The 16,704-nt window shown below is 37.1% G+C and carries 15 protein-coding genes; all 15 read right to left on the bottom strand.

Annotated features, from left to right (window positions below):
• Positions 1-48: 48 nt before the first annotated feature.
• The 15 genes from R2Q77_RS15675 to R2Q77_RS15605 all read right to left on the bottom strand — a co-directional run bounded on the left by R2Q77_RS15675 (position 49) and on the right by R2Q77_RS15605 (position 16,488).
• Positions 49-579: a DUF420 domain-containing protein gene (locus tag R2Q77_RS15675; RefSeq protein ID WP_316804669.1), complete on the bottom strand. Its 531-nt coding sequence runs from the start codon at positions 577-579 to the stop codon at positions 49-51.
• Positions 580-597: 18 nt separating this feature from the next.
• The gene (locus tag R2Q77_RS15670; RefSeq protein ID WP_316804668.1) at positions 598-1,296 is read right to left on the bottom strand and encodes an SCO family protein; all 699 of its coding nucleotides are present in this window, start codon (positions 1,294-1,296) and stop codon (positions 598-600) included.
• Positions 1,296-1,652 (bottom strand): cytochrome C oxidase subunit IV family protein, encoded by a 357-nt coding sequence (locus tag R2Q77_RS15665; RefSeq protein WP_316804667.1) that lies wholly within the window; start codon positions 1,650-1,652, stop codon positions 1,296-1,298. Before R2Q77_RS15665 ends, R2Q77_RS15670 begins: the two co-directional genes overlap by 1 nt.
• Before the next feature lie 25 nt (positions 1,653-1,677).
• The gene (locus R2Q77_RS15660) at positions 1,678-2,385 is read right to left on the bottom strand and encodes a cytochrome c oxidase subunit 3 (protein WP_316804666.1); all 708 of its coding nucleotides are present in this window, start codon (positions 2,383-2,385) and stop codon (positions 1,678-1,680) included.
• A 31-nt stretch (positions 2,386-2,416) separates the two neighbouring features.
• On the bottom strand, positions 2,417-2,983 hold the full coding sequence (locus tag R2Q77_RS15655; RefSeq protein WP_316804665.1) for a cytochrome c oxidase subunit 3: 567 nt from the start codon (positions 2,981-2,983) through the stop codon (positions 2,417-2,419).
• Positions 2,984-3,000: 17 nt separating this feature from the next.
• Positions 3,001-3,909 (bottom strand): heme o synthase, encoded by a 909-nt coding sequence (cyoE, locus tag R2Q77_RS15650; RefSeq protein ID WP_316804664.1) that lies wholly within the window; start codon positions 3,907-3,909, stop codon positions 3,001-3,003.
• 12 nt (positions 3,910-3,921) lie between these two features.
• Entirely contained in the window at positions 3,922-4,977 is a 1,056-nt protein-coding gene (locus R2Q77_RS15645) for a COX15/CtaA family protein (protein WP_316804663.1), read from the bottom strand.
• Between the two features lie 80 nt (positions 4,978-5,057).
• Positions 5,058-6,938 (bottom strand): cbb3-type cytochrome c oxidase subunit I, encoded by a 1,881-nt coding sequence (locus tag R2Q77_RS15640; RefSeq protein ID WP_316804662.1) that lies wholly within the window; start codon positions 6,936-6,938, stop codon positions 5,058-5,060.
• A 23-nt stretch (positions 6,939-6,961) separates the two neighbouring features.
• The gene (locus tag R2Q77_RS15635; RefSeq protein WP_316804661.1) at positions 6,962-8,191 is read right to left on the bottom strand and encodes a cytochrome c oxidase subunit II transmembrane domain-containing protein; all 1,230 of its coding nucleotides are present in this window, start codon (positions 8,189-8,191) and stop codon (positions 6,962-6,964) included.
• A 71-nt stretch (positions 8,192-8,262) separates the two neighbouring features.
• Complete coding sequence (locus R2Q77_RS15630; protein WP_316804660.1) at positions 8,263-9,486, bottom strand: quinol:cytochrome C oxidoreductase; 1,224 nt, start codon at positions 9,484-9,486, stop codon at positions 8,263-8,265.
• A gap of 16 nt (positions 9,487-9,502) precedes the next feature.
• Positions 9,503-10,108 (bottom strand): cytochrome c, encoded by a 606-nt coding sequence (locus R2Q77_RS15625; RefSeq protein ID WP_316804659.1) that lies wholly within the window; start codon positions 10,106-10,108, stop codon positions 9,503-9,505.
• Positions 10,080-10,616: a DUF3341 domain-containing protein gene (locus tag R2Q77_RS15620; RefSeq protein ID WP_131539462.1), complete on the bottom strand. Its 537-nt coding sequence runs from the start codon at positions 10,614-10,616 to the stop codon at positions 10,080-10,082. The genes R2Q77_RS15625 and R2Q77_RS15620 overlap by 29 nt, the downstream gene beginning before the upstream one ends.
• A gap of 2 nt (positions 10,617-10,618) precedes the next feature.
• Complete coding sequence (nrfD, locus tag R2Q77_RS15615; protein WP_131539461.1) at positions 10,619-12,091, bottom strand: NrfD/PsrC family molybdoenzyme membrane anchor subunit; 1,473 nt, start codon at positions 12,089-12,091, stop codon at positions 10,619-10,621.
• A 26-nt stretch (positions 12,092-12,117) separates the two neighbouring features.
• Entirely contained in the window at positions 12,118-15,144 is a 3,027-nt protein-coding gene (locus R2Q77_RS15610; protein ID WP_316804658.1) for a TAT-variant-translocated molybdopterin oxidoreductase, read from the bottom strand.
• Between the two features lie 48 nt (positions 15,145-15,192).
• Positions 15,193-16,488, bottom strand: a complete 1,296-nt coding sequence (locus tag R2Q77_RS15605; RefSeq protein WP_316804657.1) for a c-type cytochrome — start codon at positions 16,486-16,488, stop codon at positions 15,193-15,195.
• Between the last annotated feature and the right edge of the window lie 216 nt (positions 16,489-16,704).

Raw genomic sequence — 16,704 nt, 5'->3', positions numbered from 1 at the left:
AATCAGAGTATAAAATCATTAATAAAGAGCAACAATTAAATTTCTTTATTAATAAATATAATAAGGAGAAATCATCAGGTAAACCACTACTCCGGTAATGGCTACATAAAGCCATAAAGGAAAAGTTATTCTGGCTATTTTACGATGCCTGTCAAATCTTTCGGCCAATGCCCTTACATAGGTAATTAATACCAACGGGATAATGGCTATTGAAAGCAGGATATGTGTTAATAAAATAAAGAAATAAACATATTTAACAGCGCCATCGCCCCCAAATTTTGTAGAAGGTGTAGTCATATGGTAGGCAATATACATGACCAAAAACAATAATGAACAGCCGATAGCTGTTTTCATTAAGTTTTGATGCAGGGTAATTTTACCATTCTTAATTGCCCAAACTGCAACAATTAATAAAACAGCTGTAATCCCATTAATGGTTGCATAAATTGGTGGCAGAAAAGGTAAAGGCTTAGCGTTGGGTATTTTCACAAAAAACAATACGGCTACTGCAACGGGTATAACAATAGAAAGTAAAATGATCCATTTGCTGTATTGCTTTTCAATCGGACTGTTGTTCATGGGGGGTATTTTTAAATATTATCTGCCGTCTTTTATATTTCTCAGATCTTCGGCAACAAGAACTTTTATTTCGTCATCAAGCTTGGCTAAAGCGTCAGGATTTGTCGCTTCATAATAACCTCTTATGCGATGTTGATTATCCAACAGCACAATTTGGTTTCCATAAATAAATTTATCCTTATCTGTATCACCATGGGCAATTACGTCCAAGCGTAAACCTTTTCTAATAAAAGGATAAATCTGGCTTGTATCTCCAGAAAGGAAATTCCATTTATCGGCTTTTGCACTTAATGATGTGCTGTAGGATTTAAGTTTGTCTACTCCGTCGGTTGGATCAACTGATATACTCAAAAACCGGATTAAAGGATTTCTTTCATAGTTTTCAACTATTTGCTTAACGTTATTGCTAACTTCTTTAACGGTAGTATTGGTATAAAATAAATTTAACACCACAATCTTATTCTCTAAAGATTTCCAGCTAATGGAATCATTGTTTTGATTGATGAACTTAAAATCAGGAACAACATGATAAATGGTATCTGGAATATTTTTACCCTTTACAGTATGAAAGGTGCTTGCTACAATCTTTTCGCCGTATATGGGCAGGCTTTTATAGCGGTTCTTGGCAAAATGGGGCAATAAGTAAAAAAATAAAAATCCCGGTATAGCTAATATGCTTACCAGGATTAATACCTTCTTTATAGGGTTTCTTTTCATTAATGATTGAAGAACATATTTGCATTTAAATGGTTTCCTTCTATCAGCATTAGCACAATAAAGTAAATAATGAATATAAATGAAACGGTTAATGCAAGCTGTAAGCCCAGTTTTTCAAATTTCAAGTGCATAAAATAAGCAACAATATAAAATGCCTTTACCAAGGTTAAAGCAATATAAATATAGTTTCCAATATGCTGAGGAATATGTCCGCCAGGTATAGCCCAAAGCGCTATAATAAATTCGATACCGGTAATTAGAGATAAAATACCTGCTACTTTCCAGATTTTGGATTTATTCATTCCTGCGTGTTCGCCATGTTCGTGGCCTTCTGTTGTATGTGCGTGCTCTGACATAAAAATATTTTTATAAAATGATCAATTAAACCAAATAGAAGAATGTAAATACAAACACCCATACTAAATCTACAAAGTGCCAGTACAATCCAACTTTTTCTACCATTAAATAATGACCTCTTCTTTCAAAAGTTCCGTTAATGGTCATTATCAATAAAATGATATTAATTAAAACACCGGTAAATACGTGAAAACCGTGAAAACCTGTAATGGTAAAGAATAAGTTAGAAAACTGCTGCGCAGCAACTAAAGATACATCGCCATTAAACAAATGGTGTAATTTTTCCATTGTAGGAATTTTACCCCATCCAAAACCTTCATGGAATAAGTGTGTCCACTCTAAAGCCTGACAGCCTAAGAACATGAAACCTCCAATAATGGTTGCAACCATCCACCAGATTACTTCTTTTTTAGCACGGCGGTGCCCAGCTTCAACAGCCATAACCATAGTTACCGAACTAAGAATTAATATAAAGGTCATGATACCCACGAAAACTAATGGTGCACCACTCTCTTTTAGACCTGGGATGGATTGGAAAACCAAATCCGGATCTGGCCACGTTGCTTTAGAAAAACGCTGCGCGCCATAATAGATCAATAAAGATGAAAAGGTGAAAGCATCTGACAAAAGGAAAAACCACATCATGATTTTACCATATTCTACCGACCACGGAGAACGACCACCATTCCATGGTCCGGTTTTAACTTGATCTAATTGTGATACTGAATTCATTTGGAAATAGTATAATAGTTTGTTAACAAATTTAACGGTTCAAAAGTAAAAAAACATACAGATATATCCATAATATATCTATAAAATGCCAAAAAATAGAAGCAATTTCCATTCTGTACTTGCCTTTGGCGGGCGTAATATTTTTATAACTGCCTATTAAAGCGCTGGTAATAAGTGCAACACCGGCAATAATGTGCAATAAGTGCATTCCGGAAACGACATAGATAAATGAAATGGCTGCGTTGTTACCAACCATTGTGGCACCACTTCTAACCATACTTCCCCATGCATTAAACTGCATTACACCAAAAACAACAGCTAAAATTACCGTTATCCAAAGCATTGAGCGTTGTAAGCTAAAGTTAAGGTTTCTTAACGCTCTTGAGGCTAACATTAATGTTATACTGCTTGCTATAATAACCAAACTGCTGTAAATAAAGGCATCTGGCAGTACTAATCCATGGCCTTTGCCTTTTGATGCTGCAAATACCAGATAATAGCTGGTAAAGCCGCCAAACATAATTGTAGATGATACGACAAAAAGCCAGACAATAAACTTTCTGGGTTTTGGGTCAAATGTATCCTGGGTATTTTCCATTGTTATAACCATAAAAATTATTTTGCTATAAAATCAAATAATAACACCAACTGTACGGCTGGTATGTAAAAAAAAGAACAGAACATCACCTTTTTCGCATCCACGAGTTCTCTGTTCAATAAAAGTTTAAAGGCAAGCCAGCAAAAAATAATACCTGCGATTAAAGATAACCCTGCGATATAATAACCGCCAAAGCCATAAAAAGTTGGCAATAAGCTTACCGGAATTAAAATTAATGTACCTAAAAAGGTCATCAATGCCGAAATCTTATCTCTTTTTTTTGTTGGCAACAATCTAAATCCGGCTTTTTTATAATCATCATCCAAAACCCAGGCAATGGCCCAAAAATGTGGGAATTGCCAAACAAACTGGATTAAGAATAATACCACGGCAATTTTGTAATCTATATCTAAAAACAACTCGGCCTTTAAACTGCCAAATGCGGCTAAATAACCAATAAGTGGAGGTAATGCACCTGGAATGGCACCTACAAAAACCGCTATTGGCGATTTTCTTTTTAATGGTGTATAGGCAAATGCATATAACAAAATTGAGAATACAGATAATAAACCTGTTTCCAGATTTAACCTGCCCAGTAACCATGTGCCAAAAAATGCCATAAACAGGCCTAAAATTAAGCCCTGTCCGGTGGTCATTCTGCCTGCAGGCATTGGACGGTCTTTTGTTCTGCTCATTAATTTATCAAGATCCTTTTCAATGATCTCATTAAAGCAATTTGCTGCTGCTGTTACCAAAAAGCCTCCTGCAATCAGGATTAGCCAGTTACCCCAGTCAATTGAAGGAATATGCCCTCTTCCTATTTGCATTTTCTGACCAATTAAAAATGAAATGGATGCAGAAAACACAACTGTAAAGGACAGCCTGAATTTTATGAGTTTAGAAAAATCTGAAAAAAATTGTTTCAATTTCCTTAAATATTATTGTTTATAAGTGCTTGTACGGTAAACCAACAAATACAAATAAAACTGTAAACTAAATAACAGCGTAGAGAATAAAATGTGTATTGCCTGTGCTGCCGGTGGAAATGCGATGTATGCCAATGCAAAACCACTTAATAACTGGATTAAAAGCGTAATGATAATAAACCTTGCGGTTAACAATGGTGCAGCTTTTCCGCTAAAACGATCGATAACCATTTTATAAACTACTCCATTTGCGATTACAACCAGTATGGCTAAATCTCTGTGATAAGAAAAAATACTGCCTACTTTGCCTATCCAGCTGGCCCTGCTATGCAAAAGTGATTTTGCAATCACATCTACTGTTTCTCTTACTTCGGTACCCAACACAATTTGTGCTATGCTTAAAACAACGGTAAAAAACAAAAAGCCTTTTAACCACAATATCCGATACATGATAACTGAAGGCGTTTTATTCAGTTGTTTAGCGTAGTTGTAGGTATAAATTGATATTGCTAAAATAACCAGCGCCAACAACATATGAACAGTTACCACCCATTGTGCTAAGTTGGTGGATACCACTATTGAACCCAACCAGGCCTGATAACCGACTACAAAAATGTTTAAAATGCTCAGTACAATAATTCGTTTTGCTGTTTTTTTATAGGTAAACGAATAAATTGCGGTTAGCAGTAAAAATATTCCAGCCAAAACGCCTGCTAATCTATTCAGGTATTCTGTCCAGGTTTTTGCCGGATTAAACTCTTCCGGTATGGTTATACTTTTATCGTGTCTGATCTGATCTGCCAGTTCAGTTTTACCCATACTTTCAAGATACTTAGCAAACTTCTCGTTCTTTTTAAGTCTGCCGGCAACGTATTTCTCTTTGTAATTCGCTGGAAGCTGCGATACATCAGTTGGCGGAATGTATCTATCGAAACACTTCGGCCAATCTGGACAGCCCATTCCTGAGCCGGTACTGCGTACAATACCGCCAGCCAGTATAACCAATAAAGTAACGATTATGGTTATAAAATTAATTCTGATAAAACGCTGTTCTGATCTGCTGATCATATCTCTATTAAGATGAAAAGGGTATCCGGATAAGCAGAAACTTAATCAGATACCCCTTTAATTTTGTGTAAAGCTAAAAATTAGCCTTTATTTTCTGCAACTGGATTTGCCAATTCCCAATCTTGCTGTATTTTTTCTGCTTCTGCATTTCCTTCAAAATCGTGAGGCAAGTTAGAGCTCATGGTTTGAGAGAAAGGTACTGTTTGAGGAATAAAATCTTCATCATGACCTGGTTTGCTATAGTCATATGGCCATCTGTATACTGTAGGGATTTCTCCTGGCCAGTTTCCGTGGATATGTTCTACAGGAGCAGTCCATTCTAATGTATTAGATTCCCAAGGATTTTGAGTTGCTTTTTTACCTCTGTAAATTGAATAGAAAAAGTTAAATAAGAACGCTACTTGAGCCAAAGCGGCTAAAATAGCAGCCCAGGTTACAAATACGTTAACAGTTAACCATTTCTTCATAAACTCAAACTCTGTAAAGGCATAGTAACGACGTGGAACGCCATCTAAACCTAAAAAGTGTAATGGGAAGAAAACCAAGTAAGCTGCAATGAAAGTTAACCAGAAATGCAGGTAACCTAATTTAGCGTTCATCATACGGCCAAACATTTTAGGATACCAGTGATAAACACCCGCAAGCATACCAAAGATTGCTGCTGAACCCATTACCAGGTGGAAGTGGGCAACTACAAAGTAAGTATCGTGTAAGTTAATATCTAAGGAAGCGTTACCTAAGAAGATACCGGTTAAACCACCTGAGATAAAGAATGAAACTAAACCAATAGCGAATAACATTGCCGGCGTAAAGCGGATATTACCTCTCCACAATGTGGCTAAGTAGTTAAATGTTTTTACGGCTGATGGTACTGCAATAATCAAAGTAGTGATCATAAATACACCACCCAATAATGGATTCATACCCGTTACAAACATATGGTGCCCCCATACGATGAATGAAAGTACCGTAATACCGATTAGAGAGTAAACCATGGCGTGGTAACCGAAAATTGGTTTACGTGCATTTACGGAGATAACTTCTGATGAGATACCCAATGCCGGCATAATTACGATGTATACCTCAGGGTGACCTAAGAACCAGAATAAGTGTTGCCATAAAATTGGAGAACCACCTTCATTTGGTAAAATGTTTGTACCCATAACAATGTCAGAAAGGTAGAAACTTGTTCCAAAACTACGGTCGAATACTAATAATACCACACCTGCAACTAATACAGGGAATGATAAGATACCCAGAATAGCCGTTAAGAAGAATGCCCAAATGGTTAGTGGCATTTTCCAAAGGTCCATACCTTTAGTACGCATATTTAAAATTGTACTTACATAGTTAATACCACCCATTAAAGATGATGCTACGAAAAGTACCATACTGACTAACCAAAGTGTCATACCGCCTGCTGAACCTGGTATTGCTGTAGGAATAGCAGATAATGGCGGATAAACTGTCCAACCTCCGGATGCTGGTCCTGTTTGAATAAAGAATGAAGACATCATGATCACACAAGCCATAAAGAAGAACCAGTATGAAAGCATGTTTAAGAAAGGCGATGCCATATCTCGTGCTCCAATTTGTAATGGAATTAATAAGTTACTAAATGTACCACTAAGCCCGGCTGTTAGTACAAAGAAAACCATGATGGTACCGTGAATGGTTACCAGTGCTAAATAGAAATCGGGTTTGATACGACCGCCTTCAGCCCATTTGCCTAAAAATGTTTCTAAGAATGGGAAATTTTTATCTGGCCAAGCCAATTGGATACGGAATAAAATGGATAAGCCCATTGCTATAACCGCCATAATAATACCGGTTATTAGAAATTGCTTTGCAATCATTTTATGGTCCATACTGAAGATGTACTTCGAAATTAAAGTCTCCTTATGGTGTCCGTGATCGTGGTGATCGTGATTGTGATCGTCGTGTATTGCTATTGTTGACATAATTCTTTCGCTCTGCGGTAATATTATTTATTTAAAGCCACTTGGTTAGTTTTCACTCCTGCTGAATCTTTAGCTGTTGAATCGGCTACAGATTTTACTGGTGCAGGTGCCACTGGCAAATTAAATTCTTTTCTTAAATCATCGTTTAAGTAGGTTTTCTGTTTAGCTATCCATTCTGCATATTCTTTTTCAGAAACAACACGAACGTTTTTTTGCATATTCCAGTGACCTGAACCGCAAATTTTAGCGCAATAGAAAAGATATTTAAAGTTAGGATCATTTGTTTTCTCCTGCATCTCGCGAGTGGTAATGGTTGGAGTAAATTCAAATATTGTTCTCATGCCCGGTACCGTATTTAATTGTACTCTGAAGTGTGGCATGTAAAAACTGTGGATTACATCCTTACTGGTTAAGATTAGTTTTACTGGTTTATTAACCGGAATTACCATCTCATCTGCCATCTCATCATCACGAGAGTTTAAATCTTTAAAATCGATTCCTAAAGGATTGGTTGCAGTAGTTAATTTATAATTTTTGTTACCTACAACACCGTCAGCTCCAGGGTAACGGATAGACCATTTAAACTGCTCTGAAGTGATTTCGATTTGTAAAGGTTTGTTGTTTGGATCTTCTACTTTGAAGAAAATCGATCTCCAGGTTAAGAAACCCATTAACACCAATACTGTTAAAACTAAAGCTGGTACAATGGTCCAGATTTTTTCGATTGTATTGTTGTGAGGATAGTAATATGCTTTTCTTTTAGCTGAATATTTATACACATAAGAAAATCCGAATAATAAGATGTGTGTTACCACAAATACGATTGTAGTGATGATTAATGTTAAATTAAACATTTTATCAATACGTTCTCCGTGGATCGAAGCTGCATCTGGCAATAACATTGCGCCATGCACTGTATATTCCCAATACACACCATATAAACCTAAAACAAGGAATAATGCAAATAAACTTGCATGTACTCTGTTCCAGTTAATACCTACTGGTTTGCCTTGTGCTTCGCGGCTTAATTCATATACCCTTATGGCTTTACCCACAATAGCAATGAATAAACATATAGCCAGGAAAACCAGAACGTAAAAAATTACTGATTTATAAACCTCGCCCATATCAACAGCTTTCGGTGCCGCCGCTGCTGCTGCATCTTGTGCAAATGCGCTCGTGTTTGCAAAAACAGTAAGTAATACTGCTAAAGCTGCGGTCGTTTTATTCGTGATAAACTTTCTTAAACTCATTTTCTTAAAAGTAGTACGCTGTACTGCTAATTATAATAATAATTAAATATTTGCTCTTATAAAATCATCGGCTAAAGCTGATGATGCAAACTTTCTTGTAATAAAGGGTGATTTTTTGCGATTAAAGGCTTTTTGCTTAAGGCCGATAAAACTGTAAAGGTAAACAATCCTACGAAACCTACAGCAGTACCAATTTCAACAATTCCAAAACCGTTGTGACCATCTTCTACTGCTCCTGGCATAATCATTTGGTAGTAATCTACCCAGTGACCTAATAATACCACGATTGAAACGAATAATAGTTTTATATCTGTTCTCTTATTATCTCTGTCCATTAATAATAATACTGGCGCTAAGAAGTTCATTGCAAGGTTTAAGAAGAACCAGAACTTGTAATATTCAAAACGTTTGTAAAAATAAATAGTTTCCTCAGGCATGTTGGCATAGTAGATTAATAAGAACTGTGCAAACCATACGTAAGTCCAGAAGATAGAGAAACCAAAAATAAACTGGCCTAAGTTATGTAAGTGGCTATTGTTAACCCATTGCATGTAACCTGCTCTTCTTAAAAGAATAATGATTATGGCAATTGTAGCTAAACTGCTTACCCACATTGCGGCAAAGTTATACCAGCCAAACATGGTAGAGAACCAGTGTGCTTCTAATGACATTACCGTATCAAAAGCAAAAATTGGTGTGGTAAAACCATAAATTACTAAGAAGATACATGCATTTTTAAAACTCTTTCTGTATGAGTTTAATCCTCCGGCTAAATCTTCGTTATAAGAAAACTTAACAAAAAGCATAGAGAATATACTATATACACCTAAGAATACAACCTGACGACCTAAAAAGAAAGGAACGTTTAAGAATACCGATTTACCTGCAATTAGCGAATCGTAATTAGGGCTATTCGGATCTGTTAAACCATCAGCATGCCAGTGGTGATATAAGTTGTGTGTGTACAACCCTGCTGAGATAATAACAACAAGTATTACAGCAGCTATAGGCAAAGTTTTAGCCATAGCTTGAGGTACACGTAAAATTGATGCAGACCAACCAGCCTGAGCAACGTATTGAACAGCAAGGAAAAATGTACCTGACATACAAACGCATGCAAAATAATATCCCATAAGTAACAGGTTGGCAAAAGTGCGCTCGTGCATCACTTTATCTCCGGCTAAGAAACCATAAGCTACTGCAATTACACCTAATGCAATTCCAATAATGCTTAAAGTTTTTACTTTTCCTGTAAACTCAAATTGTTCACTAAAATTAATATTGTGAGTTCCCATTTATATTCTGCTTTACTTATTGTTCTTTTTGTAATTGTTGAACATACATCACCACTTTCCAACGATCTGTTGGTGAGATTTGTGAAGCATGTGAGCCCATGTTATTTACACCATATGTAATGGTATGGTAGATTTTACCAGCAGTAAGATCTTTCATAGCACCACCTCTTGATGAACTTCCTTCGTGATAAGAAGGTACACCGTTAAATTTCTCAATTTTAACTAAGTGTCCTTGTCCATCTCCTTTTTCTCCATGGCATGGAGCACAGAAAACGATAAATGAATGTTTACCTTCTGCAAGGTTCGTTGTATCTACAGGTAATGGATTAACCATGTTTGCTCCGGCAGCTTCATATCCTTCTTTAGTATTAGGATATTCATCATACTCTTTAAAACCTACTGGTTTAGTATTTGCTGGTGGCAACTGTGCAGTTTTACCATCTTTGAAATTTTTATTTGGCTGATCCGGATTATAAGCAATCGGATCATACATGTTCCTGGCATATTCAAGCCCGGTACTGCGTTTATCTTTACAAGCCGAAAAAGTAGCTGCAAAAGCGATAGCTAAAAACGCGGCATAAACAAATTTATTCTTATTCATAGCTAATGTACTTCCTTTCATTATACTTTACTTCTAAAGCACCGGCATCTTTTAATAAACCATCAATTACGGTGTGTTCTGCATTTTCTTTTGCATCTACTGCAATTACAAAACGATCATCGGTAGCACGCAGGTCCATTACTCGTGGTGCTCTGCCTGGAAAAAGGTGTGTAGAAGCATAGTAAGTTAACACCATACCGAATGCACAGAATAAAACTGTTAATTCGAACATTATCGGAATAAAATCCGGCAATGCAAATGATGGTTTACCACCTATGTTTACTCTCCAATCGATAACTGCGCAAAAATAAATTAAGGCGAAAGCGGCACATGTACCGGTTATACCAAAGCAAAATGCTGCGATATCAATTCTTGATCTTTTAATTCCTAATTTGGCTTCTATTCCGTGTATAGGCATTGGAGTATATACATCATAAATGCTGACGTTATTTTCCTGAAGTTTTTCGATGCCGTGCATCATTTCATCAGGATCACCAAAACTGCCTAAAATATATTTGATATCACTCATTGTTATATTTTTGCGTAATCTTCTTGTTTAACACTATCAAATTTCTCTAAAGATTCTATGTACTCCGCTACATATTCTTTATTCTCATGTCCTTCTTTAATCTGCTTCATTTTAGCCTGCTCACTTGCAGTTTTCAATAATAATTTAACCTCTGCAATCGCAATTGAAGGTAAAACTCTTAAGAATAAAAGGAATAAGGTAAAGAAAAGTCCGATTGAACCTACGAATACACTCACATCAACCCATGTTGGATAAAACATTGCCCAACTTGAAGGAATATAATCACGGTGTAAAGAGGTAACGATAATTACAAAACGCTCAAACCACATACCTACGTTTACTACGATTGATAAGATCCAGGTAGCACGGATGCTTAAGCGGATTTTTTTAAACCATAATAGTTGTGGAGAGATTACGTTACACGTCATCATCATCCAGTAAGCCCACCAGTATGGACCAGTTGAACGGTTAATGAACGCGTATTGCTCATATTCTGAACCAGAATACCATGCAATAAAGAACTCCGTTAAGTAAGCTACACCTACGATTGATCCTGTTAAGATGATGATTTTATTCATCGACTCAATGTGGAACATGGTGATGTAGTTTTCAAGGCCTAATACTTTACGTGCAACCAATAATAAGGTTAACACCATTGCAAAGCCTGAGAAAATTGCACCGGCAACAAAGTAGGGAGGGAAAATGGTGGTGTGCCATCCCGGAATTACTGAAGTTGCAAAGTCCATTGATACAATTGTGTGTACCGAAAGTACAAGCGGTGTAGAAATACCTGCAAGGATTAGAGAAACGGCCTCAAAACGCTGCCATGTTTTTACACTTCCACTCCATCCAAATGAAAAGATAGAATATACTTTCTTACGCATTCCTGTAGCACGGTCGCGGATGGTTGCAATATCTGGTAATAAACCTGTGTACCAGAATAATAAGGATACAGAGAAATAAGTAGAAATTGCAAACATATCCCATACCAATGGTGAGTTAAAGTTTACCCATAGTGAACCGAACTGATTTGGTAATGGTAATACCCAATACGCTAACCACGGACGGCCCATGTGTGATACAACATAAGTTGCCGCACAAATAACCGCAAAGATGGTCATTGCTTCTGCTGAACGGTTAATGGAGTTACGCCAGTTTTGACGGAAAAGTAATAGTACTGCTGAAATAAGTGTTCCAGCGTGACCAATACCAACCCACCATACGAAACCGGTGATGTCCCAAGCCCATCCTACTGTTTTATTTAAACCCCAAGAGCCTATACCATTCCAAAAAGTATAACTCACGGCAACCACCCAAAGTAAAGCGCCTAAAGAGGCAAAGATGAAACCGATCCACCACGCTTTGTTTGGTTTATTCTCTACCGGGCCTAAAATATCATCCGTAATTTTTGCATACGTGATGTTATCGCCGGTAATTAATGGTTCTCTAAGTATTGATTCGTTATGTCCTGACATAATTTGTATTTTCTTTATACTAAAGCTTACGCTTGTACTGTTGTATCTGTGTTTCTAATTTTTGTCATGTATCCGATACCTGGTTTCACGTTGATTTCTTCTAAAACGTAGTAGATACGCTCAGAACGTAATGCTTTTGAAACCTCAGAGTTTGGATCGTTTGAATCACCAAATATGATTGCATTTGCTGAACAAGCTTCCTGACAAGCCATTTTAATATCGCCATCTTTTAATGGACGTTTCTCAATTTTAGCTTGTAATTTGCCACCTTGTATACGTTGAATACACATAGAGCATTTTTCCATAACCCCTCTTGAACGTGTTGTTACATCAGGATTTAAAACTAATTGAGTAAACTCGTTATTTAAATAGTTATCGAAACGAGAATCGTTCCAGTAGTTAAACCAGTTGAAACGACGTACTTTATACGGACAGTTGTTTGCGCAATAACGTGTACCTACACAACGGTTATAAGCCATGTGGTTTAAACCATCTGATGAGTGTACAGTTGCTAATACCGGGCAAACGGTTTCGCAAGGTGCGTGATCACAGTGCTGACATAACATGGGCTGGTGAACAACAGAAACATGGTCTAAATCTTCCAACTTAGCAATTTCTTTTTCTCTTGTTACATCTCCGTCTTTAGTTTCGTAGCTATAATAACGATCAATACGGATCCAGTGCATTTCACGACGGCGGCGAACCTCATCACGACCTACCACAGGAATGTTATTTTCTACGTTACAAGCAACAATACAAGAACCACAACCTGTACAAGCATTCAAATCGATTGCCATAACCCAGTTGTTACCTGGTTTTTCGTATTGATCCCAAAGATCATAGTTTTTATGTCCTTCTTCGCTTTTACCTGTACCTGCACCAGCATCTTTTAAATATGCTGCGAAAGTAGCCTCACGAATTACGTTACGACCTTCGAAAGAGTGGTGAGTTTGTGTTTGAGCCAATTCGTAATGGCCACCTGTTGGAGTGATGGTTACGTTGGTTGCATACTGCATTGTTCCATTTACAAAAGTTGCAAAAGGGAAAGCATTTTTACCAACACCGTTACCTGCTTTACCTACTTTCTCACGTCCGTAACCTAAAGCGATAGATGCTGTTCCTTGTGCCTGTCCTGGCTGGATTAATACCGGAAGATCAACCGAATATCCGTTGCCACCTTTAACGGTTACAACATCAAATTCTTTAACGTTTAATTTTTCAGCAAATTTTGGAGCAAGGGCAACAAAGTTATCCCAGGTTACTTTTGAAACCGGATCAGGTAACTCTTGTAAGAATGCGTTGTTTGCATTTTTACCGTCGCGCATTGCAATGTTTTCGTAAACTTCTAACTCAATATCTTTTGCTAAAGCTTTGCTGCTGTTAGAAATAGAAGCTACAACGGCTGCTAACGATAAACTGAAGCTATAAGTTGCAGCTGGTTTAGCGGCAACAGTGATAACACCTTTATCTAAAACATCTTCCCATTTAATACCTGCTGCTGGTAATACTTTAGTTTCCCAGTTGCTGCGTACAAATTGGTAGTAATCTTTAACCGGTGCATCAGCCCAAACCAATAAACTTTCTTCTGCCTGACGGCTATTGAAAACCGGGTTAATGGTTGGTTGTACAATTGAATAATATCCTTCGTAAGCATTTGCATCACCCCACGATTCTAAATAGTTGTGGTTAATGGCAATGGCATCACAAAGTGAAGCTGTTTCATCAGCACGATCTGCAAATGAAATTTTTGCAGGAACCTTAGCTAATGCTTCGGTAAATGTTTTGTTGTTGATGTAATCGTAAGCCGGGTTGCTGTTTAAGAATAAAACTGCACCAACTTCTCCACGGTTCATTTCGGCAATTAAACCTGCAAATTCTGCATCGTTACCTGCATATAAATGACATGCGTTGTCCAAATCGATAGTAGTACCGTAGCTACCAATAGCAGCGTTGATGGCATTTACTAAAATTTGAGTAGAAACATCATTTGATCCACAAACTACAAGGCCTTTGCCTTTAGCTTGTACTAATTCTTTAGCAACTAATTTAATTACTTTATCTGCAGTAGCATTATTACCTAATGTACCACCGGCTAAAGATTGACCGGTAATTGCATTGTATAAAGCGATTAAAGCAGGACCTTGTTCTGATAATTTAACCGGAACACGTGTATCTGCATTAGTACCTGTTAAGCTCATTCCACTTTCAAACTGAATGTGGCGGCTCATTTTTTTGTTTTCTAATGATTTATAGTTACGGTTAGCTGTGTATTGTGAAGTAAACTCTTCACCGCTAATCCATGTACCTAAGAAATCGGCACCGAAACTTACAATTAAATCTGCTTTATCAAAGTTATATTTTGGTAAAACGGCTTTACCAAAGCTATTTTGATTGGCCTGAATAATACCTGTATAAGAAACAGCATCGTACTGAACCAATTTAGCAGCAGGATATTTAGCAATAAAGCCTGCAATAACTGCATTGGTTGATGGACTGTTTACCGTTGATGAAACGATACGAATCTTTTTGCCCGAAGTTTGTGCTTTGTTTAATTCGCCTTTTACAAATGCATCAATTTTAGCCCAGCTTGTTTCTTCGTTTTTAAGAACTGGTGCTTTTAATTTAGATACATCATATAAATCTAAAACTGAAGCCTGTGCTCTTGCATCGGTACCACAATTAAACTCACCCGCATTTGGGTTTGGTTCAATTTTAATCGGACGGCCTTCTCTTGTTTTAACTAAAATACTCTGGCCATTAAAGCTGGAAGTATAATAGTTAGGAATACCTGGAGTAACCTCTTCAGGTTTTACCAGATACGGAATAGATTTGTGAACAGGAGTGCTTTGACAAGCTGCTAACGTAACTGCACCTAAACCAAAACCTAACGCCTTTAAAAAGTCGCGGCGTGGGGTAACGGTACTTAACCCTGCTTCATTTAAAACATCTTCTATTGGAAGTGGCTCGGCAAATTCGTTTTTGTTATTCTTAACAAAATCGGGTGTATTGTTATACTCCTCTAAGCCTTTCCAGTATTTTTTGTTGCTTTCCATTTAAGCTATATTACTGTTTATTCGAACGTTCTTACTAAACTCTATTTATTAATAGTGGCATTTACCACACTCTAAACCACCCAACAACGCTGGAGTAATTTTTTCGCCTTTTTTAATTTTCTCATGCGCTTCGATAACCTTAGCGTAGAAAGCATTATTTTTCTGACCAGAAATATCAGTTTCTTTGTGGCAGTTGATACACCATTTCATGGTTAATGGAGAATATTGATAAATTTCTTCCATTGTATTAACTGGACCGTGACAAGCGAAACATACTGGCTCAGTTGGCTGTAATCCTTTTGCTTTACGAATCGCATCTTCTGCAACAACTACGTGCTGAGAGTGATTGAAGTAAGCAAAATCAGGTAGATTGTGTACACGTACCCACTCCATTGGTTTTGATTTACTTTCATCGTATTTCTGAGTTTCAGGATCGTAACCTAAAGCATTGTAGATTTTCTTGATCTCAGGAGAAATCTCGCCATCATATTTATCTCTTGCCTGTACTGCTTTATGGCAGTTCATACAAACGTTTAATGATGGAATAGACGCATTTTTAGATTTAAATGCACCTGAGTGACAGTACTGACAATCGATTTGATTGATTCCTGCGTGCAACTCGTGCGAGAATTTAATTGGTTGTACGGGTTGGTAACCTGTATGAACACCTGTGTTCCACATACCCATCCATCCAAATGAACCTAAGCAGATGATTAAACACAAAATAAAGAACATTACAAACTTTTTGTTCTTGAACATTTTGCGAACACCTACCTTTAAAGGTACATCTTCTTCAATTTCAATTCCTTGCTTTTGTAAAATCAGACGTTCCAATAATTTAGAAGCACGTCCTAAAATTACTAAAATCGCTAATGCAACTAAAACAATAGCTACGATACCTGCGATAGACAAACCTGAAGTGGTATCATCTTTTGGAGCAGCAGCACCAGCAGCATCACCAGTTGGTTTTGGCTCACCTTCTTTAATGTAGGCTAAAATGTCTTTAACTTTAGCTTCATCCAATTCAGGGAAGGTAGTCATGGCAACTTTACCGTTGTCATTGAAAAGTTTAACGGCAGCAGGATCACCAGCAGCGATCATTGCAGCGTTATTCGGAATCCACTTTAATAAGAAGGCTTCCGGGTGACGATCACTCACGCCTGTTAAAGCAGGACCGATCAATTTGGCATCCAGGGCGTGACATGAAGCACATTTTGCTTTGAAAAGCGTTCTTCCCTCTTTAGCATCCTGCGCATTAGCGGCAGAAACCGCTATAACAGAAATAGCCGAAAACAAGAATAACGACTTCCAAACACTTTTTAAAATCATCGAGATATCTCTCATAATGAACACTTTATACTTATTTAATTTACTTTTAGATATGAAATTGATGCTTAGACGATAGCCTGCCTATCAAAACTTCAACAAAAGTATAACTTATTAATAAATCCGATGACATAATAATGACTGGAAATACAATTTATAATCATTCTAAACAAATGCAGTTTCAAGCCTCTCAGTCAACAAAAATGGCCAATTACAACAAAATTGTAAGTGGCC

The sequence above is a fragment of the Pedobacter nototheniae genome (assembly GCF_032678625.1).
Taxonomy (GTDB): domain Bacteria; phylum Bacteroidota; class Bacteroidia; order Sphingobacteriales; family Sphingobacteriaceae; genus Pedobacter; species Pedobacter nototheniae_A.
Note: the sequence above shows the minus strand (reverse complement) of the source record. Positions and strands in the feature narration are given on the sequence as shown.